The 21,760-nt window shown below is 45.9% G+C and carries 22 protein-coding genes; 9 read left to right on the top strand and 13 right to left on the bottom strand.

Annotated elements, in window-relative coordinates; translation table 11 throughout:
• Nucleotides 1–175 precede the first annotated feature (175 nt).
• Nucleotides 176–2,266, top strand: coding sequence for a dipeptidyl-peptidase Dpp5 (dpp5, locus tag N2K84_RS05840; protein WP_282590851.1), 2,091 nt, complete (start codon nucleotides 176–178; stop codon nucleotides 2,264–2,266).
• Between the two features lie 988 nt (nucleotides 2,267–3,254).
• Here dpp5 and N2K84_RS05835 read toward each other — a convergent pair.
• The 9 genes from N2K84_RS05835 to N2K84_RS05795 form a co-directional block, all read right to left on the bottom strand.
• Nucleotides 3,255–4,121, bottom strand: a complete 867-nt coding sequence (locus N2K84_RS05835; protein WP_282590850.1) for an enoyl-ACP reductase FabI — start codon at nucleotides 4,119–4,121, stop codon at nucleotides 3,255–3,257.
• Nucleotides 4,122–4,211: 90 nt separating this feature from the next.
• On the bottom strand, nucleotides 4,212–4,961 hold the full coding sequence (locus N2K84_RS05830; protein WP_282590849.1) for a tetratricopeptide repeat protein: 750 nt from the start codon (nucleotides 4,959–4,961) through the stop codon (nucleotides 4,212–4,214).
• 22 nt (nucleotides 4,962–4,983) lie between these two features.
• The gene (locus tag N2K84_RS05825) at nucleotides 4,984–6,810 is read right to left on the bottom strand and encodes a BatD family protein (RefSeq protein WP_282590848.1); all 1,827 of its coding nucleotides are present in this window, start codon (nucleotides 6,808–6,810) and stop codon (nucleotides 4,984–4,986) included.
• 81 nt (nucleotides 6,811–6,891) lie between these two features.
• Complete coding sequence (locus N2K84_RS05820) at nucleotides 6,892–7,677, bottom strand: tetratricopeptide repeat protein (RefSeq protein WP_282590847.1); 786 nt, start codon at nucleotides 7,675–7,677, stop codon at nucleotides 6,892–6,894.
• Complete coding sequence (locus N2K84_RS05815; RefSeq protein WP_282590846.1) at nucleotides 7,674–8,708, bottom strand: vWA domain-containing protein; 1,035 nt, start codon at nucleotides 8,706–8,708, stop codon at nucleotides 7,674–7,676. The genes N2K84_RS05820 and N2K84_RS05815 overlap by 4 nt, the downstream gene beginning before the upstream one ends.
• An 11-nt stretch (nucleotides 8,709–8,719) precedes the next feature.
• A complete protein-coding gene (locus N2K84_RS05810; protein WP_282590845.1) occupies nucleotides 8,720–9,715 on the bottom strand; it encodes a vWA domain-containing protein in 996 nt (331 codons plus the stop codon).
• Between the two features lie 6 nt (nucleotides 9,716–9,721).
• Entirely contained in the window at nucleotides 9,722–10,717 is a 996-nt protein-coding gene (locus N2K84_RS05805) for a hypothetical protein (RefSeq protein ID WP_282590844.1), read from the bottom strand.
• A 3-nt stretch (nucleotides 10,718–10,720) separates the two neighbouring features.
• On the bottom strand, nucleotides 10,721–11,602 hold the full coding sequence (locus N2K84_RS05800) for a DUF58 domain-containing protein (RefSeq protein ID WP_282590843.1): 882 nt from the start codon (nucleotides 11,600–11,602) through the stop codon (nucleotides 10,721–10,723).
• Nucleotides 11,603–11,674: 72 nt separating this feature from the next.
• Entirely contained in the window at nucleotides 11,675–12,670 is a 996-nt protein-coding gene (locus N2K84_RS05795) for an AAA family ATPase (protein ID WP_282590842.1), read from the bottom strand.
• Nucleotides 12,671–12,841: 171 nt separating this feature from the next.
• On the opposite strand from N2K84_RS05795, the gene truA reads away from it, so the two are divergent.
• Nucleotides 12,842–13,615, top strand: coding sequence for a tRNA pseudouridine(38-40) synthase TruA (truA, locus tag N2K84_RS05790; RefSeq protein WP_282590841.1), 774 nt, complete (start codon nucleotides 12,842–12,844; stop codon nucleotides 13,613–13,615).
• A gap of 11 nt (nucleotides 13,616–13,626) precedes the next feature.
• Here the strand turns inward: truA and N2K84_RS05785 are convergent, their stop codons facing one another.
• Complete coding sequence (locus N2K84_RS05785; RefSeq protein ID WP_282590840.1) at nucleotides 13,627–14,493, bottom strand: transglutaminase-like domain-containing protein; 867 nt, start codon at nucleotides 14,491–14,493, stop codon at nucleotides 13,627–13,629.
• A gap of 10 nt (nucleotides 14,494–14,503) precedes the next feature.
• Entirely contained in the window at nucleotides 14,504–15,373 is an 870-nt protein-coding gene (locus N2K84_RS05780; RefSeq protein ID WP_282590839.1) for a nucleoside phosphorylase, read from the bottom strand.
• 164 nt (nucleotides 15,374–15,537) lie between these two features.
• Between N2K84_RS05780 and N2K84_RS05775 the strand changes: the two genes are divergently transcribed.
• The 7 genes from N2K84_RS05775 (at nucleotide 15,538) to N2K84_RS05745 (ending at nucleotide 20,724) form a co-directional block, all read left to right on the top strand.
• Entirely contained in the window at nucleotides 15,538–16,353 is an 816-nt protein-coding gene (locus N2K84_RS05775; protein WP_282590838.1) for a prohibitin family protein, read from the top strand.
• A gap of 59 nt (nucleotides 16,354–16,412) precedes the next feature.
• On the top strand, nucleotides 16,413–16,895 hold the full coding sequence (locus N2K84_RS05770) for a PaaI family thioesterase (RefSeq protein WP_282590837.1): 483 nt from the start codon (nucleotides 16,413–16,415) through the stop codon (nucleotides 16,893–16,895).
• Between the two features lie 289 nt (nucleotides 16,896–17,184).
• Complete coding sequence (locus N2K84_RS05765; protein WP_282590836.1) at nucleotides 17,185–17,583, top strand: HU family DNA-binding protein; 399 nt, start codon at nucleotides 17,185–17,187, stop codon at nucleotides 17,581–17,583.
• 97 nt (nucleotides 17,584–17,680) lie between these two features.
• Nucleotides 17,681–18,298, top strand: a complete 618-nt coding sequence (locus tag N2K84_RS05760; RefSeq protein WP_282590835.1) for a DUF5063 domain-containing protein — start codon at nucleotides 17,681–17,683, stop codon at nucleotides 18,296–18,298.
• A 6-nt stretch (nucleotides 18,299–18,304) separates the two neighbouring features.
• Nucleotides 18,305–18,883 carry a 3'-5' exonuclease gene (locus tag N2K84_RS05755; RefSeq protein ID WP_282590834.1) on the top strand — a complete coding sequence of 193 codons (579 nt, stop codon included), beginning with the start codon at nucleotides 18,305–18,307 and terminating at the stop codon, nucleotides 18,881–18,883.
• Nucleotides 18,880–20,070: a class I SAM-dependent rRNA methyltransferase gene (locus N2K84_RS05750; RefSeq protein WP_282590833.1), complete on the top strand. Its 1,191-nt coding sequence runs from the start codon at nucleotides 18,880–18,882 to the stop codon at nucleotides 20,068–20,070. The genes N2K84_RS05755 and N2K84_RS05750 overlap by 4 nt, the downstream gene beginning before the upstream one ends.
• Before the next feature lie 327 nt (nucleotides 20,071–20,397).
• Nucleotides 20,398–20,724, top strand: a complete 327-nt coding sequence (locus N2K84_RS05745; RefSeq protein ID WP_282590832.1) for an RNA-binding regulator — start codon at nucleotides 20,398–20,400, stop codon at nucleotides 20,722–20,724.
• Nucleotides 20,725–20,785: 61 nt separating this feature from the next.
• Here N2K84_RS05745 and N2K84_RS05740 read toward each other — a convergent pair whose 3' ends face one another.
• Both N2K84_RS05740 and pyrI read right to left on the bottom strand, forming a co-directional pair.
• On the bottom strand, nucleotides 20,786–21,262 hold the full coding sequence (locus N2K84_RS05740; protein ID WP_282590831.1) for a GAF domain-containing protein: 477 nt from the start codon (nucleotides 21,260–21,262) through the stop codon (nucleotides 20,786–20,788).
• 26 nt (nucleotides 21,263–21,288) lie between these two features.
• The gene (gene pyrI / locus N2K84_RS05735) at nucleotides 21,289–21,759 is read right to left on the bottom strand and encodes an aspartate carbamoyltransferase regulatory subunit (protein WP_282590830.1); all 471 of its coding nucleotides are present in this window, start codon (nucleotides 21,757–21,759) and stop codon (nucleotides 21,289–21,291) included.
• Nucleotide 21,760 lies beyond the last annotated feature (1 nt).

Here is a 21,760-nt window from a genome sequence, read left to right as displayed (position 1 = left end):
GCGTGTTGGTCGTCATCAATTGGTTAAGATGGCACCTGTCTCTGTGGAGGCGGGTGTTTTTTTGCATTCACTTTTCAGATTGTTATTTTGCCGGAAGCCTGTCATCTGATCTTTCAATATTCTCGGTAAAAACGTATTTTGTGCACACTGAAATTTCTGAAAACGTTACATACCTATGAGAAAATTTTATGTGTTACTTGTCGCGGCCACGCTGATTGGTGCCTGCACAAAACAAACAACTATGACAGACGAAAAGAAAACTTATGTGCCAGGCACGCCAACGCTAAGTTCCGATGTAATGACCCCCGAAGTGCTGTGGTCGTTCGGAAGGGTGGGGAACACGACGCTTTCGCCCGACGGAACGATGGTGCTTTTTGCGGTTACCTACTACAACAAAGATGAAAATAAAGGCTACCGCGAGTTGTACACGGTGCCTGTTTCGGGTGGCGACGTGAGCCGGATTACCAACACGGCCACGAACGAGTCGGAGGCCAGGTGGCGTCCCGACGGCAAAAAGATCGGCTACCTTTCTTCTGAATCAGGCAGCGTACAACTGTGGGAAATGAACCCCGACGGTACTGAGGCCGTTCAGGTAACAGAAATTGAAGGTGGGATTAGCGGGTTCAACTACTCGCCCGACCTTAGTAAAATCTTCTATATCAAAGCCGTAAAACTGGATGAAAATGTACAGGATCTGTTTCCTGACCTTCCCAAAGCCAATGCCCGCCTCGAAAGCGATTTGATGTACCGTCACTGGGATAGCTGGCACGATTACACCTACAACCACATCTTTTTTGCCGAATACGGAAATGGGAAAATCACTTCGGGAAAAGACATCCTGGAAGGCGAGAAATATGATAGTCCGGACAAGCCATTCGATGGTTCGGAGCAGGTGGCCTGGAGCCCCGACAGTAAATCGATTGTGTATTCCTGCAAAAAATTGCTCGGGAAAGCATACGCTTTTTCCACCAACACTGATTTGTACCAGTATGACCTGGAAACCGGTGAAACCCGCAATTTGACAGAAGTGCACAAAGGCTACGACAAGAACCCTGTTTTTTCGCCCGATGGCAACCTGCTGGCCTGGACCAGTATGGAGCGAGATGGCTACGAATCGGATCAGACGCGCCTGTTTGTGATGGACATGACCACCGAAAAGCAGGTCAATTATTCTGCAGGCTGGGAGCAAAACGCCGGGCATTTGAGCTGGGGCCGTAACGGAAATTCGATCTTCTTCATCAGCGATATTCATGCTACCGAAGAAATATACCGGCTGGATCTGGCAGATGGCAAAATCACCCGCCTGACGGATGGTGTGCATGATTATCATTCGGTGGTTGAAACAGCTGACGGAAAGCTGCTGGCCGAAAAAGTATCCATGTCGCAACCGGCCGAGCTTTACCTTGTTGACCCGGCAACAGGAACCGACGTGCCGCTGACTGCCATTAACAAGGGCCTGATGGACCAGCTGACATTGGGCAAGGTGGAAAAACGCTGGGTAAAGACGGTTGACGATAAGGACATGCTGGTGTGGGTGATTTTTCCGCCCCACTTCGACCCGAGCCAAAAATACCCGGCCATTTTGTACTGCCAAGGCGGGCCACAAGGAACGGTCAGTCAGTTTTGGTCGTACCGCTGGAATTTTCAACAGATGGCGGCCAACGGTTACATTGTGGTGGCTCCCAATCGCCGAGGATTGCCCGGTTTTGGAATGGAATGGCTGGAGCAAATCAGCAAGGACTACGGCGGACTGAATATCCAGGATTACCTGTCGGCCATCGATAATGTGGCTAAAGAGCCCTACGTGGATGAAAACCGGTTGGGAGCAGTGGGCGCCAGTTATGGTGGCTTCTCGGTGAATTACCTGGCCGGTCATCACGAAGGCCGCTTCAAGGCGTTTATTTCGCACTGTGGCATTTTCAACTTCGAACAGCAGTATGTAACCACTGAAGAAATGTGGTTTGAGGATTGGGACATCGGCGGCCCTTACTGGGATAAAACCAACCAGGCAGCCCAGCGTTCGTATAGTTTTTCGCCACACCTTTTTGTCGAAAAGTGGGATACGCCCATTCTGGTCATCCACGGCGAAAAGGATTTCCGCATTCCTTACACGCAGGGAATGGGAGCATTCAATGCCGCAGTGATGCGCGATATACCGGCACAGTTCCTGTTTTTCCCGGAAGAAAACCACTGGGTGGTTCAACCGCAAAACGGCATCCTTTGGCAGCGGGTTTTCAAAAACTGGCTGGACAAATGGTTGAAGTAAGTTAAACTGAACATTCGATACGAGGCCGTTTCCTAAAGGGGACGGCCTTTTTCCTGTGTGGCGGAATGATACCTCTGACGGGAAACAATCTTTTGCTTTTACAAACAGTTGTCCACAAAACTCATGTTTTCGCTAAGGCCATACGGGGGCAGGCTAGCCTCCATCTCAGGCTGTTAGCAAGAGAAACACTACTCGTCCCCAAAGGATGCCATCGGAATCCCATTTATGGATCAAGCGGAAAACCTGGAGGATTTTATCTCTCATTTATTTCAAGCAGGAGGGCTAAAAACAATAATGGGAACCATTCTGTATGAATAGCTCCCATTCACGTCCAACAACATGCGTTATTTTCTGCGCCAGGCTACTGTTATTTTTGCCGGCGGCTTGACGGAAACCTTGCGGCCCATTTCAAACTGCCCTGTCCTTTAGAATTGGCTTGTTACAACCTTTCCCTTGGGATGTCCTTCGGTATTTCTTGCGAAACCCTTCCCGGACGAAGTCTTTGCAGGCTTTTGAAGAAGTTTGGTCTTTCGATTTGCTTCATTCAATTTGAAGATTTCCGGGATGTTACTCGCTTCCATCTTTGTTTTCTTTCCGGAACGGAATTCCTTTATGAAAACTCCTGCTGCAGTCAAAACTTACCAGAACGCTGTGCGATCTTTTTGTCTTGATTTAAGCTTCCGGAGAAGACTCCTTTCACTTAAAACTTCGGCTCTTTCGGATGGCAGGTACTTAAACCTGATCGACTTAACTACGGCTCAACTAAGAACTTTGGTTTCCTCCTCATCTTCCGGAGCAGCCTTTTATCGCTCACCTGATAAATCAAAGTTACAACCTCCGGACTATACAAGTCAATAGTAAGCCAATTTTTTTAATGAACGGTGTTTCCACTTTTGTTATCAACAATAGTTAATAACTCCTATATGTGAATAAAGACAATGAATATCACCGTTTTTTGTTTCTTCTTCTTGAAAGTTATGAACAGATTTTAATCATACTTGTGGTTGGGATTTGCAGGGCCACATTCGCACTCGCAATCCAATCCCTTTTCGTATTGTTCCAACGCACGAAGGCTCATCCCCATTGAGGAAAAACCGCCATCGTGGAAGAGGTTTTGCATGGTTACTTTGCGGGTCAAATCCGAGAATAGCGTGATGCAGTAATCAGCACACTCATCGCCAGTAGCATTGCCAAGGGGTGACATGCGTTCGCCAAAATCGAGCAATTTATCGATCCCTTTTACTCCACTACCTGCTGTAGTCCGGGTCGGCGACTGCGAAACAGTGTTGATACGCACGTTTCGTTCGCGACCATAGATGTAGCCAAAACTGCGGGCGATGGATTCCAGCAGGGCTTTTGCATCAGCCATGTCATTGTATCCGTAAAACGTACGCTGAGCAGCCACATACGATAGGGCAACGACTGATCCCCATTCATTGATAGCATCCAATTTACGGGCAACTTGCAAAACTTTGTGAAACGAGATGGCCGAAATATCCAGGGTCTTTTCCAGGTAGTTGTAGTCCAGGTCACTGTAATGGCGACCTTTACGTACGTTAGGCGACATGCCGATAGAATGCAGAATGAAATCGATTTTTCCACCCAGTATTTCCATGGATTGTTTAACCAGGTTTTCCAGGTCTTCTACGTTGGTGGCATCTGCCGCAATCAACTGGGCGTTGCATTTTTCGGCCAATTGTGCTGTTTCGCCCATACGTAGGGCTACGGAAGTATTGGTTAACGTGAAGGTAGCTCCTTCTTCATAAGCACGTTCTGCTATTTTCCATGCAATAGAATCAGCATTTAATGCGCCAAAAATAATTCCTCTTTTACCTTTTAGTAAATTATAAGCCATGATTTTAAATTTATGAGTTAAACAACTCGCTTTTAAAATGGTTTTAAAAATTTCTTCAAAACAAAAATACCGGCGTTGGCCGGCATTTAATCAGATTTTTTCGAGGCTGTTTGCGGGCAACCATCCTTGGTTCCCGTCAGCCAGGCGGATTTCAATCCAGCTGCCCAAGCTGTCTTTAATTTTGACTTTTAAGCCTTCGTGAATTAAAAACAAATCGGTGCCACTTTCTGATGGTGAGCTTTTTACGGTTACACTTGGCTGAGTGATAATCGCAAAATTATGCTCGGTTATCCGTTTTTTCTGCCGGGCGGCAAAGTTAAAACTAAAAATGGAAATTGCTACTATTAAGATTCCTGCCCAGAATGAAATTCGTTTGATGGCTGTTACCTGGCTAAAAAAGAATATCCCGGCCAACAACAAAGCTACAATAAAGGCAGCTACGCTGAGTTTTGCCCACCCATCGGCTGAAAGTTTATTCACGATGTTATGAAACCACCGCACAAAGAATACCTGGGGCAGGGGTTCGATGGCATCAATCACATGCTGGTTGGCCAATTCCAGGTTGAACCGGATATCTTCGTCATTAGGTGCGAGCAAAGCAGCGCGTTCGTAGTTGATAATGGATTGGGTAAACTGATTTGTTTTAAAATAGGCATTGCCCAGGTTGTAATATAACTCAGCAGATTCCACATTTCCGTTCAGGATTTCCAGGTAGGTTTTGATGGCTTCTTCGTATTCGCCGGCAGTGTAATGTTGGTTGGCTTTTTCAAGCAGTTGGTTTTGTGCAAAAGTAGTTAATGCCAGAAACAGGATGAATATCGTTGAAATAATCGCTTTCATTTTCCGTAAATTTTAAGGTTACTTATCGGATCTGTTTTTCCAATTTGCCCATCAGGTCAACTGATTTTCGGTATAATTCCTCCAGCGTGCCACCAGCTGCACTTGGCGCATATCGGGCAAATTCGCAGGTGTCTATCATGCTGATAAATTCACTGACAACTTCTTCACTAACCTGACGTTTGGCCAATGTCGCCGTTGCTTTGTCCCGGTTGAGATCGGCTACCGGAATACTCAGTTTATCACTTAAATAGCCCCAAAAAGCTTTTAATACAGCTTCATAAAACTCTTCCGCTTTCTGGTGTTTCATCGAATTGGCTGCTTCTTTTAGCCGCTTGCGGGCCACTTTGTTGGCTTTCTTATTTTTTACCAATTGCAGGTCGGCATTCTCGCGTAATTTTTTCCGGTAAACGATGAAGATAAAAAAGAAAATAAGTGCCGATCCAATGTAGGCAAACCAGAAGGACGGGCTTCCATAGAAAGATGCCTCTTTCTCTCTCAACTTATATTGATTTTGTTTAATATAGCGAATATCTTTTCCGATGAAACGGACATCTTCCTTTGAAAAAGCGCTGGTTACGGTGGTGCTTTGGCTGTCGTCTCCCTTTTCAATTTGTAAGGTGAATGCGGCAGACACATCGGTCTTGAACTTTCGGGTAGCCGGATTAAAGCTGACAAATTTGACAGGCGGAATGGAGTACTCACCAGCAAAACGGGGAATGATCAGGTATTCGAATGTTTTGCTCCCGTTGAGCCCATTTTCAGTAGCACGTAGGTTTTCGCTGGTTTTGGGGTCGTACACTTCAAAATCAGCCGGGAAGTCAACTTTAGGGGCTTCAATCAATCGGAGGTTTCCGGTTCCCGAAACGGTCATTCTCAGGGTGAGGGCTTCATTGGCACGGGCAGTGGTCCTGTCAAATGAAGCGGAGAAATCCAGGTTTCCCACGCCACCGTAAAATCCATCGGGTTGCGATGGAAGTTCTTTTACGGAAACCGTTACCGGTTCGCTAACAACTTTTGCGGAAACTGTGCGGTAATTGTCAAAAAAATCATCAAAAAAACTGCGTTGCCGTTTTATTTGCTGGCGAACTGAACAGGTGATTTCGAACGGATCGATTTTTATTTTGCCGGTTTGCTGCGGAAAGAGAATGGTCTTTTTCAGCACGCCAACCTGATAAATCTTATTGTTGAAAACTTCGCGTGTGAAACTGATCTGGCTGGGTATTTCAATCTCCTGTGTCCAGAAACCGGCGTAAGAAGGGAGTTTTACATCTTCAAAATTGGTGATGGGCACATTGGGCGACACATAAATTTTTACGGTGGCAATAACCTGCTCTCCCCGGAACACGTCCCTTTTATCGAGCTCAACCCTGACAAATAAGTCGTCTTTACTTAATTCGGTGGCAACCGCTGCCGGTTCTTGTTGTTGCTGTTGAGAGGCAGCGCTTTGTTGTCCGGCCTGCCCTTTTACTACCTGTATTTCCAACTCGTTGGATTCGTAAATCTTTCCATCCACCTTGATGGATGCGGGCCGGATCGTAAACTTGCCCTCCTGTTTTGCCCTCAAAATGAAAATATAGGAGAAAGAAACTGATTGGGTTGTTTTCCCATTAATGATTTGGATGCTTGAACTTTGCGAGGTTGATGGCCCCATCAAAATGTCGAATCCTGATAATTCGGGCAATTGCAGGTCGGTGCCGCGTTCGTTCAGGGTGAAGGAGAGCCGGAATTGTTCGCCTACGGTTACGACATTGGGCCCCGACATGGTAAACCGTACATTATCTGCCCCGGCAAAAAGAACGGGGATCATTAATAAAACTGAGAAGATGAGCTTTCTGATCATGTTACTCATTATGCGTTATTTAAATCGGTTCAAAAATAACAAATTATCCGAAGGGGAATTTCTGGCAGTTCGCTGTACTTACCACTTGATTTACCACTCTTTTTCGGTCTTGCGCTGCAGGGCTTGTTCGGCTTTTGCCTTTTTTACCCTTTCCTGAATTTTTTCTTCATCGTTTTGCAGGGCCTGCAACAATCGTTCCGCATTTTCCTTTGAAATTTGTTGTTGTTGTTGTTGTTGTTGTTGTTGTTGTTGGTTCTGCTGGTCTTGTTTGTTATCCTGATCCTTATTTTGATCTTGTTGGTCTTTGTTTTGATCCTGGTTTTGATCTTTGTTCTGCTGGTCTTTATTCTGATCTTTGTTTTTGTCCTGATTCTTATCCTGATTCTGCTGTTGTTGTTCCTGTTGTTTTTTCATATTCATAGCATACAACAGGTTATATTTGCTTTCCAGATCGTTCGGATTGTTGCGCAACGCATTCTTGTAGGCTTCAATACTTTCGTCCAGTTTGTTTTGCATCAACAGCGAATTGCCGATGTTGTGGTAAGCCCGTGATTTTTCGGTTTTGTCGGTACTTTTTTGTGCGACTTCCTCAAAGGTGCTGGTGGCCTGGTCAAACTGCATTTGCTTGTAAAGTGCATCGCCCAGGTTGAAGTTCCAATATAAGTCGTCCGGTCGCTTGTCCAGTGCGCGTCGGTAAGCTGTTTCGGCCTGGCTGAAAGCCAGTGTGTCGAGTTTCGTGGTGTCGGCCAGTGCTTGCTCGTAAATTTTATTACCTTGACGTACAAATTTTCGCTCGTTTTGGGCTTGAAGTTGCATGCTGATCAAACCCAGCAGCAGGATTAAAAGTCCTGAATATGTTTTTTGTCTCATGTTCATTTTCCAAATAATTTGATGTTTTTCAAATATTTGTTTTTACGTTCCAGTATCAGAAAATCAATCAATAACAAGAAAAGTGCGAACCCAATAAACCATTGAAACTGATCCTCGTATTCGGCATATACCAGCGATTCGAGTTCGGCTTCTTCCATCTTATTGATTTCCGTGAAAAGGGTATTCAGCCCCACCTGGGCATTGTTTGCCCGCACATAGATGCCTTTTCCGGCAGCGGCAATTTTTTGCAGCATTTGCTCGTCCAGTTTGGTAATCACTACCTGCCCGTCTTTATCTTTCCAGTAGTCGCGCTGTCCGTTACGAATAACCGGAATGGGCGCCCCCTGCGGAAGGCCCATGCCGATCGTGTGAACGATAATTCCATTCTCGGCGGCAGCTGTTGCTGCGCCAATGGCGTCGTCTTCGTGATTTTCGCCATCGGTAATGATAACAATCGCCTTGTTGCCGGTAAATTGCGGGCTGAATGAATTATTGGCCAGATTGATGGCTGCTCCAATTGCGGTGCCCTGGCGGGGAACAATCTGGGTGCTCACGGCATTTAAAAACAATTTGGCTGAAGAGTAGTCGGAGGTTATTGGCAACTGGGTGTATGCGTCGCCGGCAAACACAATTAATCCGATCTTGTCGTCGTTCAGGTTGTCAACCAGTCGCGAAATAGCTCGTTTTGCCCGTTCCAGTCGATTGGGCTGGATGTCTTCGGCCAACATGGAGTTTGATACATCAAGTGCTATAATGAGCTCCACACCTTTACGCTTTTCGGTTTTCAATTTGCTTCCAAACTGTGGCTGGGCAATCGCCAAAATAATGCCAGCCAGTGCCAGCATCCAAATCAGGAACTTCACAACCGGCCTGTATTTGCTCACATTTGGCATCAGCTGATTGACGATTTCTTTTTGGCCAAATTTTTCGAGTGCTCTTTTTCGGCCCATTCGTGTGAGGGCAAACAATAAGATCAGCACCGGGATAATGGCCAGGGCGTATAGGTATTCAGTATGTGCAAATCTGAACATTTCCATGCTAGAATGAGTTAAGGAATGTTTCTAAATAGGGATGTTTTCAGCAGTAATCCAACCATCAGCACGAGTGCGCCAAGCAGGGCGAACTGCCGGTATTCTTCATCTTTCCTGCTGTATTCTTTTACTTCTATTTTTGATTTTTCGAGCTGGTCAATCTCATCATAAATTTGTTTTAGTTTTTCGTTGTTGGTGGCCCTGAAATACTGACCGCCCGTCAAATCTGCAATTTGCTGCATGGTTTCTTCATCAATTTTTACTTCCACATCGCGGATTTGTGTGCCAAAAGGGGTTTGCACCGGGAAGGGAGCCGTGCCGATGGTTCCCACACCAATGGAATAAACCCTGATTCCGTATGTCTTAGCCAGTTCGGCAGCCGTGATTGGGGCAATTTCGCCCCGGTTGTTTTCACCGTCGGTAAGCAAAATGATGACTTTGCTGATGGCTTCGCTTTCTTTCAACCGGGAAACTGCCGTGGCCAATCCGTTACCGATGGCTGTGCCGTCTTCAATCATTCCGCTTTCAATGTCTTTGAAAAGGTTGATCAACACAGCGTGGTCGGTTGTCAGCGGGCATTGCGTGAAGCTTTCGCCGGCAAAAACTACCAGCCCCATTTTATCGTTTGGGCGCCCGGCAATAAACTGCGTGGCAATTTCTTTGGAGGCCTGCAAGCGGTTGGGCTGAAAATCGCGGGCCAGCATCGAACTGGAGATATCGAGGGCAATAACGATGTCAATCCCTTCGGTGGTTACGTTTTGCCAGCTGTTTGACGATTGCGGGCGGGCCAATGCCGTGGTGAGCAGCGTAATCCCTGCCAGTAGCATGGCAAATGGCAAATGGCGCAAATAATGCTTCCAGCTTTTAGCTATGTTTTGAAAACCCATCGTGGTGGAGTAGCGGATGCTGGCGCCAGCTTTCCGGTGTTGGAAGATATACCAGACCAGCATGGGTACCATCACCAGCAGCAAATAAAAAAACTCCGGGTTTTTAAATACTATTCCGTTCATCATTTGTAACTATTTTAGGACAACTTCCTCTCCGTCCCGTTCATTTTCCTTTGTCTGGCTTGTTTTCTTTTCTTCCAACTTGGTGTCGTTCACAAAGAAATAAGCGTTCATCAGTGTCAGGTTGTGGTCATCGGGCAGGGGTTCGTACTTGGCAAATTTCACCAGGTCGGCCAGGCTAAGTATGTTTTTCAGTTCACTGAAGTTCTTTTCGTTTAGCAGGCCTCGTTGAGTCTGAAACGCCTTTATTGTTTCGTCGGTGGTATATTCCATGGCATTAATACTGAACCGTTCTTCGATATAGGTTCGCAGCGTGTCGGAAATATCGCTGTAATATGTTTTTACCTGATTTTGCTGCCACAGTTTTTGTTCTTTTATCTGGTCCAGATGCCGGAGGGCGATTACATGTGCCGGTTCTTTTGGTTTTTCAGCTTTCCGAAATACCGGTTTGTTTTTCTTCCGGCGCTGAATGTAATAAAACAGGAAGAAAATCAATGCGCCAATCAGGATTGCCCCCAAAATGTAAGGTGAAACTTCCTTCAAGGTGACGGGGGCCGCGTATGGTTTTTTAATGTCAACCGGCCCTTTTGTGGTATCAATGGGCATCCCGTGCACAAAAAACTCAGCTGGCAAACTTTCGATCGTATCGGTCAGGTTATTGTATTTCAGCTCAAATTTCAACGATGGCACCACTTGTCGCCCAGTGTCAAACGAAGTGATGGTCAGGTTTTGGATGATTTTTAGTTGCTGGCTTTCGTCCAGGGTAAAGGTATCCAGCGGCGATTGTGCAATCACTTCGATGGTTGGCGAGAGCGAATCGCCGATTTGCGGGAAATCCACTCTCACCCCTTGGGGCTGGTCAACTTCAAGCCGTAGATTGAATTGATCGCCAATCAGCACATGGGTCGAGTCGATCACCGCACGGGTGCTCACCTGTTGGGCCGAAACCACTCCCGGGTGAATGGCCCAAAGGCATGCAGCGAGAACTGTAATTTTGAGTCCGTTCATTTTTTATGCTTTTAACCCCCGCTTTTTGAACAAAGTCATCAGGGATTTGACATAGTCTTCTTTCGTGTTGATGTTAGCGTAATCCACGCCGCTTTTTTTGAAGGCGTAATCCAGCTTACTGGTATTTGTTTGCCACCAGTTTTCGTACGTGTCACGCACTTTTTTGCTGCTGCTGTCCACCCAAATATACTGGCCGGTTTCGGCATCTTTCAGCTTGATCATTCCGATTGGCGGAAGACTGGTTTCGCGTTCGTCGAACACGCGCAGGGCTACTACATCGTGTTTGTTGTTCGCGATGGTAAGCGCCTTTTCAAATTCAGTTTCCTGCTGAATGAAGTCGGAAATGATAAAACAGGTGCATCGCTTTTTGATGGCGTTGGTCATGTAGCGCAACGCGCCGGTGATATTGGTACCCTTGTTTTCGGGTTCAAAATCGATCAACTCGCGGATGATGCGCAGGATATGCGATCTTCCTTTTTTTGGGGGGATGAATTTCTCAATGGTTTCGGAGAAGAAAATCACGCCGATTTTGTCGTTGTTTTGGATGGCCGAAAACGAAAGGATGGCCGAAATTTCGGTAATCACATTCTTTTTGAACTTTTCAAACGAACCAAAATCCCGTGAACCGCTCACATCAATCAGTAACATGACCGTCAGCTCGCGTTCTTCCTCAAAGATTTTGATGAAGGGCTTATTATAGCGTGCGGTCACATTCCAGTCGATGTTGCGCACGTCGTCGCCAAACTGGTACTCGCGCACCTCGCTAAAAGCCATACCACGCCCTTTAAAGGCCGAGTGGTATTCGCCGGCAAAAATGTTGCTGCTCAGCCCCCTGGTTTTTATCTCAATCTTCCGAACTTTCTTGAGTAATTCTGTGTGTTCCACTTTGTTCTGGTTTCAAGTTCCAATTTCCAAGTTCCAAGTTTTGGGTTGTCCAAATTCGTAATGTGCAACCTGTTACGGAACTTCAACTGTATTCAGGATTTCGGTAATGATTTCTTCGGAAGTGATATTGTTCGCCTCGGCTTCATAACTCAGTCCGATCCGATGGCGCATCACATCCGGGCAAACAGCCCTGACATCTTCTGGAATGACGTAGCCACGTCGTTTGATAAACGCGTAGGCCTTGGCCGCTTGCGCCAGGCTGATACTGGCACGCGGCGATGCTCCATAAGAAATCATGTCGGTGTATTTGTCCAGTTTGTATTCGGCCGGGGTACGGGTGGCAAATACAATGTCAACAATATATTTGCTGATTTTTTCATCCAGGTACACGTCTTTCACCACGTCGCGGGCTTTCAGGATGTCCTCGGGTTTCAACACGGCCATTGCCTGCGGAAACTGTTTAAGCAGGTTTTGCTGAATGATGAGCTTTTCCTCTTCCTTTTGCGGATAGCTGATGACCACTTTCAGCATAAAACGGTCAACCTGTGCTTCCGGGAGAGGATAAGTGCCTTCTTGTTCAATGGGGTTTTGGGTGGCCATTACCAAAAATGGCTCTTCCAGTTTGAAGGTTTTGTCGCCAATGGTGATTTGCCGTTCCTGCATGGCTTCGAGTAAGGCCGATTGCACTTTGGCCGGGGCACGGTTAATCTCATCGGCCAACACAAAGTTGGTGAAAATTGGCCCCTTTTTAACCACAAATTCTTCATTTTTCTGACTGTAGATCAGGGTTCCCAGCAAGTCGGCAGGCAGCAGGTCGGGCGTGAACTGAATGCGGGCAAAATCGGCGCTGATGGTTTTTGAAAGCGAAGTGATGGCCAGCGTTTTTGCCAGACCGGGAACACCTTCCAACAAAATGTGCCCGCCGGAAAGCAAACCAATCATCAAACTCTCCACCAAGTGTTTCTGACCAATAATCACCTTGTTCATTTCCATGCTGATTATGTCCACAAAAGAACTTTCTTTCTGGATCCGTTCGTTTAGCTCACGAATATCAACTGCTTGATTCATATTTTTTGATTATTATTTTTTTAATGGTTGACGAAAATAATTTATCCTTCTACAAAAAAGGGTATAACTTTGTTAAAAGTTGTTAAGCTCATTCTCGCCCGAAAGAGCCGTAAAATTAATAAAACCGGGCTGTTTATTGTTACCCGCCCGTAATTTTTTTACTCTGCAAATATGGAATTAAAACAACGTTATTTTATTGAATTGGCTTATAACGGAACCCGGTTTCATGGGTGGCAAATACAGCCGAACGCTAAAAGTGTGCAGCAAACGCTGGAATATGCTTTGAGCACAATTTGCCGCGAACCAATTGCCGTTACCGGTGCCGGAAGAACAGACACAGGGGTCCATGCCAGTTATTTTGTGGCTCATTTCGACTCGGTAAAGCAAACGCTTGACCACTCCGATTTTACCTATAAATTAAATAGTTTTTTAAGCGCTGATGTCGTGATTTTTGGTTTAACCAAGGTAAGTCCGGAAGCGCATGCTCGCTTTGATGCGGTTTCGCGCACCTATCACTATTTCATCAATCAGCGCAAAGACCCGTTTTTGCAGGAGACCTCCTGGTATTTTACCCGGAAATTGGATGTGGGTAAAATGAATGAAGCCTGCCGGTTGTTGTTCGATTACGAGGATTTTACCAGTTTCAGCAAATTGCACACCGATGTGAAAACCAATATTTGCCACATTTCGCAGGTGGAGTGGACACAGAAAGGCCATCAGTTGGTATTTACCGTGAAAGCTGATCGTTTTTTGCGGAATATGGTGCGGGCAATTGTCGGCACGCTGGTTGAAGTAGGGCAGGGGAAGCTTTCGGTGGAAGGATTTCGGGACATCATAGAGGCGAAGGATCGTGGAGCAGCCGGCGCTTCGGCGCCTTCCGAAGGTTTATTCTTAGCAGAAATCGTTTATCCGGAGCTGGTGTTTCAACGGAAATCTGTCGGGTGATTACGCTGTATTTATAAAAGACCGGCTATGGCGGTGAGGTCATCCACTTTTTCCTGGTAGCCCATCGAATTATAAGCTTCAATCAAACTTTCCAGTAGTTTTTTTATCATCACGCGGTCTTCGCAGGGTTGGTAAAACGTTTCTTCGTTGACCTGCTCATTCTTTTTCAGAAAAAAATCGATCTCTTTCCTGCCAATTATGGCGCCCTTGTTTGAAGGATTAATGTAGAAAAGTACAGGCGAGTTGTAGTCTTTCCCATGCGCTTTACGGGCAGTTTCGGGGTCAATGTAGGCCAGTAAGGGGTTGCGCGGAAAATCGATCAGCTGAACCGGGAAGCCCAGTTCGCGAGCCACCAGGGTATAAAGAATGGCTATAGAAACCGGATTCCCCTTTTTCGTTTCAAGCAATTGGTTCAGGTAACAATTTTGCGGCGAATGCAGGTTGCCCATATTTACCGTAAACTTATGCACATCGTAAAACAGGTGGTTGAGCACTGTAATTTTTTCGATGGAGGTAAGTTTGTTGCTGATTTCGAGCCAAACGTCGCTGCTGATTTTCTGAATTTTGCTTTTTATAGCCTTTACTTTCAGTTCGGGGTATTGGTACTGACTGATCAGGAAGAATCCCTCAAACAAATCGACATTCATTTGTTTTGACCAGCTTTTTATTTTTTTGCTGGTTTCCCTGAACTGGATTTGTTGAACCAGGTTTTCAATTCGCGATTGCAGAAGATGGTCCAGGCTGGTTTCCCAGATCTGTTCCAGTTGCCCGATGATTGCGGCGTCTTCCTGCAACAATTCTTTTTCCACCTGTTCAAAAACAGCTTGGTCCGGGTCGTCCAGCAAAGCAATCAGTGCTTGTAATTTTTCTTCTTTCATCGGTTTTTAACTAGCTCGTTAACCTGTCCAGTACCAACTTGATCAATTCTTTCATTTTCGGGTGATAATCGCCATTTGACTGTTTGCTCAGCCGGTTGGCAATAATCAGGCAAACCGTCAGCGCATGGTGCCCCATTAAGGCCGCCAGACCGTAAATGGCCGAGCATTCCATTTCGTAATTGGTGATTTTATGGTTTCCGTAGTTGAAACTTTCTATTTTTTTGTTGATTTCGGGATCGGCAATGGGCAGGCGCAATACCCGTCCCTGTGGTCCGTAAAATCCGGGAGCCGAGATCGTTACCCCTGGTGTAAACTCGCCATGGCTTATTTTTCGGTATAAGGAAGCAGAACAATTCACCACATAAGGGGTTGTCAGTTGTGGATTCCAGTTGACGTGGTCTTTAAAATGGGTTTCAAAATCCAGGTCGGACACCCGGTTTCGCCCGGCATAAAAATTAAGCAGTCCGTCAAAGCCGATCGCTTTTTCCGAGATCACGAATGAATTCAGTCCCAAATATTCTTGCAACCCGCCCGAAGTGCCGATACGGATGATTTGCAGCGAGCGTTTTTCGTGTTTGATTTCGCGGGTCGTAAAATCGATATTCACCAAGGCATCCAATTCGTTCATGACGATATCAATATTATCGGTCCCGATGCCGGTGGATATGACCGTAATGCGCTGATTGTTATAGGTTCCGGTCAGGGATACGAATTCCCTGTTTTGAATTTTCATTTCAACAGAACTGAAAAAACCGGCGATGAGCTCAACCCGGCCCGGATCGCCTACCAAAATCACCTGGTTGGCTACCTGTTCCGGCTTTAAATGAAGGTGGAAAATACTTCCATCCTGATTGATAATGAGTTCAGAAGAGCCAATCATAGCAGTGGGGGTTTTGATCTGTTTCAAATCTAAAGAAAAAAATATTCTTCGGCAATTCTTTTGGCGTTCGGCTGGTTACGTTTGCGGTAATGTTAATGATTATAGGCAGGAATTGCAGAAAATCTGCTATTTTTACGAAAGTCTTAAATGAAAACTTACCGAAAATGAATTCTTTAAACAAATCGTATTTAATTATTGGCGCTGTTATATTGGTGGTACTCATCTTCTTTGGCAGCAGTATGTTTGTAACCATCCAGCCCGGTGAGCGCGGGATTATTTTCCGTCCGTTTGGTTCCGGACTGGATAAGGAACATTTGTATATTCCGGGCTTTCATGTGATTGCCCCCTGGAATGATTTGATTGTTTACGACGTAAAAGAGCAGCAACGCGAAGAAACGATGGATGTGCTGGATAAAAACGGGCTGTCGCTCAATGTGGATGTTTCTGTACGTTTTAACCCGACGTATGAAAAAATTGGCCATTTGCACGAGATCTTCGGCAAACGGTTTGTCGAACAACTGATTATCCCCGAAGTCCGCTCGTCAGTGCGGCAGGTGGCCGGACGCTATACGGCTGAAGAAATTTATTCAACCAAGCGCAGCGAAGTGGAGTCCTCCATTATCAACGAAACCAAAGAAATTTTGGAGGCCAATAACATTGATATGCGTGCCCTGTTGATCCGGTCGATTAATCTGCCCGACCAAATCCGCATCGCCATTGAAAACAAACTGAAACAAGAGCAGGAAGCGTTGGCCTATCAGTTTCGCTTAACCCGCGAAACAGCCGAAGCTGAACGTAAACGGATCGAAGCCGAGGGGATCGCAGCGTTCAACAAAATCATCAATTCCAGTTTAACAGACCAAATCCTGAAACAACGGGGCATTGAAGCGACCATCGACCTGGCCAAATCGCCAAACGCGAAAGTAGTTGTCGTGGGCAGCGGGAAAGAGGGCTTGCCGCTCATTTTGGGAAATAACTAAAAAGTAGAATAGCCGGTACCAGGGTAAAGAGCTGAACCGGCTCTTTTTTTATTGAAATTATGAGGAAAATTATCAATGTACATCAGCATGACGATCCGGCGCAATACCAGTGTATTGGCTGCTCGCCGCACAATCCGATCGGGATAAAGCTTGAATTTTGGGACGATGGCGAAGGCCTGTATGCCGAATGGGATCCCCGGGCCGAATTTGCAGGTTGGGTAAATGTGCTTCATGGCGGCATTCAGGCCACATTGCTGGATGAAATCGCAGCCTGGGTGGTGTACACCAAATGCGAAACGGCAGGCGTAACGGCCGAAATGCAGGTGAAATATAAAGATACCGTTTACCTGGATCAGGGGAAAGTTATCTTGCGGGGCAAACTGCTGGAACAAAACAAGCGCCTTGCCACCATTCAGGCACAACTGTTTAACTCAGCCGGTAAGCTCTGCACCGAAGCAACCCTGAAATACTTCATTTTCCCGGAAAAAATTGCCCGCGAAAAATTTCACTATCCCGGCATCGGCGCTTTTTACGAACCATAGCATTTTCACAGATTAAATCAGGAAAAAAACAGACGAATGGAGGACCACTGTAACCGCAGAAAAGGTCCTCCATTTTTTTTGCACCGACCGGAAGAAATTTCTACAGGCAGCAGTAATCATTCGCATCAGGATTCAATAAATCACGGTTAAGGATGTAATAAAATTTTAATACCTGTCAAAATAATTTTTGATACTTGTTAAAATATAATTTAATAAGTATTAAAAAATATTTTTATACGTATTAAATTTGTAACTGATAACTATTAAAAATTCTAAATAACCTGAAGAAATGACTGTAAAGTACCGATTGGTAAAGCAAGCCACCCCGGGAGTAAAAGGTGGCGGCCATTATAAATATTACGCAAGGGCCTGCGACCGCCGGAAGATAACCCTGGACGAGCTGGCGGATATGCTCGAAAAACGCTCGTCGCTGAGCCGGGGCGACATTATCGGAACCCTGGTGGGGATGATCGATCTCATTCCCGACTTGCTGCTGAATAACCATACCATTGAGTTGGGGCAGCTGGGAACTTTCAGCCTGAACCTGAAAAGCCACGCCTCTGAAGAGCCGCGTACCGATGGTTTTCGCCTGATTAAATCGGCTGATATTAGTTTCCGACCCAGTCCACGGTTAAAGCAAGCCGTAAAATATCCCGATTACACGAAATCGAAAACCAGCGACTATTGATCACGAACAGGACTTTTTGCGGGCAGGCAAGGCTTTTTGTTTATTTGCCCGTCATAACAGAAAATCTTATTACTTTTGCATGGATTAATGTTGATGTATGTCTGAGGAAAGTTTAAATCCGCTAGTTTATTCTAAAAATGTCATTGAGTTTGTGACTGTTGCCAACGAATACTGCAAGTTTGTAGAAGGCGCCGGCAGCGAAAATGTACGTTCCCTGCTCGGGAAAACGCAAAAAATTTTACCCTTGCTTTATCTGAAGGCCAGCCTGCTGCCCGAACTCGACAGTTCGGAAGAATTGACACTGGAAAAGTCGGTAACCGAGGTGGACTATAATTTCCTGCAGCAGCGGATCATGAATTTGCTGGGCGAACACGATGATTACCAGGAGGTATTTGATGCGGACATGCAGTTTAGCGATGCTCCGCTGACAGCGAGCATTTCAGAAAACCTGGCCGATATTTACCAGGACCTGAAAGATTTTATCATGCTCTACCGTACCGGCGATGAGCTGGTGATGCAGGAATCGTTGTGGGAATGCCAGGACAACTTCAAGAACTACTGGGGGCAGAAATTGGTAAACAGTTTGCGCGCTGTTCATTCGCTTATTTATAGCACGGTTGATTTTGATCAGGAGATCAGATTGCCGTCAGAAGAGGAAGAAGAGAGCAACAAGCCCGATTGGTTGAATAGTTTGTTTAATAACGAGATAGATTAGAAGAGAATGTTTCAGGAAAGTATCACCAAAGAAGAATTGGACGAATTGCCATTGAAATCGTTTGAAGGGGAAATTGTCCTCGTGGAAAATGAACGCACCCTGCAGGCCGCTTTGTCGTATTTGTCGCAATCCGAAGTGCTTGGGTTCGATACCGAAACAAAACCTTCGTTTAAACGCGGGCAGGTTAACCGGGTGGCCTTGCTGCAACTTTCGAGCGGCGAAAAGGCTTTCCTGTTCCGGCTTAACGTTACCGGACTGCCTGCCGGGCTGAAAGCGATTCTTTCCGATCCGGATATTTTAAAAGTGGGTGTGGCCATTCGCGACGATGTTAAAGCCCTGCAACGCCTGGGCCATTTCAAACCTGCCGGTTTTGTCGAACTTCAGGAAGAAGTGAAAGACTATGGCATCCAGGATTTCAGCCTCAAAAAAATAGCCGGCATCGTATTGGGCATGCGCATCTCCAAATCGCAGCGCCTCACCAATTGGGAAAGCGACGGCCTTACCGAGGCGCAGCAACGCTATGCTGCTACCGATGCCTGGGTTTCCTACGAAATATTTCATTCATTAGCTGCCAAACAATCATGACAAATACGAAAGCGACCGTTGTTCTTAAATCAACAAAAGAACAATCGCTCAAGCGTTTCCATCCCTGGGTTTTCTCCGGGGCAATCAAAGAAATTGAAGGTACAGTTCAAGAGGGCGACCTGGTGAAAGTAGTTTCCAATACCCGCGAATTTTTGGGCACGGGGCATTACCAAATTGGTTCTATTGCTGTGCGTATTGTTACGTTTACCGACGAACCGGTTGATTCGGCCTTTTGGAAGAAAAAGCTGGCCGAAGCCGTTAGCCTGCGCCGGGCGCTTGGCCTTCTCGATAGTACCGACACCAACGTATTTCGCCTGGTCCATGGCGAAGGCGACGGGCTTCCCGGGCTGATTGTTGACTTTTACAACGGGACAGCCGTATTGCAGGCTCATTCTGTTGGGATGTATCTGATCCGAAATGAATTGGCACAACTGCTGAAAGAATTGCTGGGCGAGCAGTTACAGGCGGTGTACAATAAAAGCGACAAAACCTTGCCGTTCAAGGCCGACTTGAAACCCGAAAACGGTTATCTGCTCGGAACTTCCGAGCCAACTATTGTAAAAGAATATGGTCAGGCATTTCGGGTTGACTGGGTAGAAGGCCAGAAAACCGGCTTCTTTATCGATCAACGCGAAAACCGGCGGTTGGTGCAGGAGTATGCCCAAGGCCGCGATGTACTGAACATGTTTTGCTACAGCGGTGGTTTTTCGTTTTATGCTATGCGTGGCGGCGCCAACCTGGTACATTCGGTTGATTCTTCGGCAAAAGCCATCGACCTGACCAACCAAAATGTTGAATTGAACTTTGAAAATGACCCGCGTCACGAGGCCTTTGTAGCCGATGCCTTTAGTTTCATGCGCGACATCAAAGATAAGTACGACCTGATCATTCTTGATCCACCTGCCTTTGCCAAACACCGAAACGCATTGCACCAAGCCCTGCAGGCCTACAAACGGCTAAACGCAAAGGCCTTCGAGCAAGTTCGTCCGGGGGGAATTGTTTTTACCTTCAGCTGTTCGCAAGTGGTAACCAAAGATAAATTCCGCGAGGCAGTTTTTTCTGGAGCGGCCATCTCGGGGCGTAAAGTGCGCATCCTGCATCAGCTGACACAACCTGCCGATCACCCCATCAATATGTACCATCCGGAGGGTGAATACCTGAAAGGGTTGGTTTTATATGTCGATTAAGGTGTTTTGCCGCCTGTTTTCGGTAACCTGAAAATGATGTAAAAAAAACCGGCAGGAGACTTGCAGATCCAAAACAATCTTTATTTTTGTATAGAGCTATGGTGTAATGACTTGTAAAGTTCTTTTTCATGTGAAGTAAATATCCCTTTCATGTTAAACGATTTTCTTTCATAACCATTTCTTTGACTTAAATTGTGTTTTACAAGGCAGGGCTTTAGCTTTTAGGTTGCAGTTAATCTCTCGTTTCCCAAAAGATCGATCTTCAGTCCGAAGGTAAATGGTTCTGCCAGGTGCGTTTATTATTTATTTAATTTTTATCTTTCAATTATGAACATTTACGTAGGTAATCTGAACTACAACCTCAAGGAAGAAGAATTGGCAGAATTGTTTTCCCAGTATGGTGAAGTTGTTTCTGTGAAAATTGTAAAAGACCAGGAGACCGGACGCGCCAAAGGGTTTGGTTTCGTTGAAATGGCCGATGAGAGCGAAGGCGCCGAGGCTATTGAAAAACTGGATGGCGCTGATGTTCGCGGCCGGAATATTAAAGTGAACCAGGCTAAACCAAAAGAAAGAAGCAGCCGTCCTGAACGCTCGGATCGTTTTCAGCGTCCCCAGCAACGTCCACAGCAACGACGCGACCGTGACCGTTACTAAGGATTGACTTTGTAGATGGAAAAAATATTAGTTCGCCGGCTTGCCCGGCGAACTTTTTTTTTCAAAACTTATCGGAAAGCAGGGCACAAACCTTTTCCAGAAACAAGCTGTCATCATCCCTGAACGGTGCAGGAGAGTGGCTGTCGATATCGAGTTCGGCAACAAATTCGCCGTTTTTCAGAATGGGCACCACAATTTCAGACTGCACATCCAGACCGCACGAAATGTAATTGTCCACCTGTGTGACATCCTGTACCACCATCGTTTCTTTTTTCTCGGCTACTTGTCCGCAAATCCCTTTCCCGATAGCAATGTGTGTATGCTCGGTTGGCTTGCCAACATAGGGACCCAGTACCAACCCTCCATTTTCCAGTACATAAAAACCTACCCAGTCGTAATGGTAGATACATTCTTTTAGTATCTGGCAGATCCGGAGCAGTAAATCCTCCGGACTTTTCTCAACCAACAATTGTATTTCAACGAGTGTTTTCTCAAAAATAGCTTCCATCTCAATATTTATCATTTGAATAACAGCCATGCAGGCTATTCCTACATATTTATTGATTATTTGATCACCATCTGGTGCTCATGGGTGATCTTCTCGCAATATTTGCATTTTAGCGCAAGCGGTTCTTTGTGCAGGACGGTAAACGATGTGGTAATCGCTTCGTTGTTGGTGATGCATTTGGGATTGAAGCACTTGACAATCCCGACCACCTGTTCGGGCACTTCCACGATTCGTTTCTCCACAACTTCGTAGTCGCGGATGATATTTAGCTTGGCGTGAGGGGCAATCAGCGCTATGCGGTTGATGTCGTCATCCTCAAAAAACTGGTTCGACACTTTAATGATGGCTTTCCTTCCCAGCTTGTCGCTGTCAAGGTTGGCCCCGAAAGTGATCATGTTGTGGGTTTTGTCCAGCTCAAGAATGGAGATAACCTTAAACAAGTTTTCGGCCGGAATGTGGTCAATTACTGTGCCTTCACTAATGGCGCTGACTTTCAGTTTTAGTTTCTTCTTTATCGGATCGTTCATG

This window comes from Gaoshiqia sediminis, assembly GCF_025907915.1.
Lineage (GTDB): Bacteria > Bacteroidota > Bacteroidia > Bacteroidales > Prolixibacteraceae > Gaoshiqia > Gaoshiqia sediminis.
The sequence above is the reverse complement of the archived record's forward strand: the minus strand, read 5'-3'. Positions and strand labels throughout refer to the sequence as shown.

Coding starts and splice junctions, on each gene's coding strand:
- N2K84_RS05830 (WP_282590849.1), bottom strand. CDS start 4,961: ATGAAAGCGATTATTTCAACGATATTCATCCTGTTTCTGGCATTAACT.
- N2K84_RS05740 (WP_282590831.1), bottom strand. CDS start 21,262: ATGGCTGTTATTCAAATGATAAATATTGAGATGGAAGCTATTTTTGAG.
- dpp5 (WP_282590851.1), top strand. CDS start 176: ATGAGAAAATTTTATGTGTTACTTGTCGCGGCCACGCTGATTGGTGCC.
- N2K84_RS05775 (WP_282590838.1), top strand. CDS start 15,538: ATGAATTCTTTAAACAAATCGTATTTAATTATTGGCGCTGTTATATTG.
- N2K84_RS05795 (WP_282590842.1), bottom strand. CDS start 12,670: ATGAATCAAGCAGTTGATATTCGTGAGCTAAACGAACGGATCCAGAAA.
- N2K84_RS05820 (WP_282590847.1), bottom strand. CDS start 7,677: ATGAACATGAGACAAAAAACATATTCAGGACTTTTAATCCTGCTGCTG.
- N2K84_RS05780 (WP_282590839.1), bottom strand. CDS start 15,373: ATGATTGGCTCTTCTGAACTCATTATCAATCAGGATGGAAGTATTTTC.
- N2K84_RS05765 (WP_282590836.1), top strand. CDS start 17,185: ATGACTGTAAAGTACCGATTGGTAAAGCAAGCCACCCCGGGAGTAAAA.
- N2K84_RS05805 (WP_282590844.1), bottom strand. CDS start 10,717: ATGAACGGACTCAAAATTACAGTTCTCGCTGCATGCCTTTGGGCCATT.
- N2K84_RS05815 (WP_282590846.1), bottom strand. CDS start 8,708: ATGGAAATGTTCAGATTTGCACATACTGAATACCTATACGCCCTGGCC.
- N2K84_RS05755 (WP_282590834.1), top strand. CDS start 18,305: ATGTTTCAGGAAAGTATCACCAAAGAAGAATTGGACGAATTGCCATTG.
- N2K84_RS05785 (WP_282590840.1), bottom strand. CDS start 14,493: ATGAAAGAAGAAAAATTACAAGCACTGATTGCTTTGCTGGACGACCCG.
- N2K84_RS05810 (WP_282590845.1), bottom strand. CDS start 9,715: ATGATGAACGGAATAGTATTTAAAAACCCGGAGTTTTTTTATTTGCTG.
- N2K84_RS05770 (WP_282590837.1), top strand. CDS start 16,413: ATGAGGAAAATTATCAATGTACATCAGCATGACGATCCGGCGCAATAC.
- N2K84_RS05825 (WP_282590848.1), bottom strand. CDS start 6,810: ATGAGTAACATGATCAGAAAGCTCATCTTCTCAGTTTTATTAATGATC.
- N2K84_RS05760 (WP_282590835.1), top strand. CDS start 17,681: ATGTCTGAGGAAAGTTTAAATCCGCTAGTTTATTCTAAAAATGTCATT.
- N2K84_RS05745 (WP_282590832.1), top strand. CDS start 20,398: ATGAACATTTACGTAGGTAATCTGAACTACAACCTCAAGGAAGAAGAA.
- N2K84_RS05835 (WP_282590850.1), bottom strand. CDS start 4,121: ATGGCTTATAATTTACTAAAAGGTAAAAGAGGAATTATTTTTGGCGCA.
- truA (WP_282590841.1), top strand. CDS start 12,842: ATGGAATTAAAACAACGTTATTTTATTGAATTGGCTTATAACGGAACC.
- N2K84_RS05750 (WP_282590833.1), top strand. CDS start 18,880: ATGACAAATACGAAAGCGACCGTTGTTCTTAAATCAACAAAAGAACAA.
- pyrI (WP_282590830.1), bottom strand. CDS start 21,759: ATGAACGATCCGATAAAGAAGAAACTAAAACTGAAAGTCAGCGCCATT.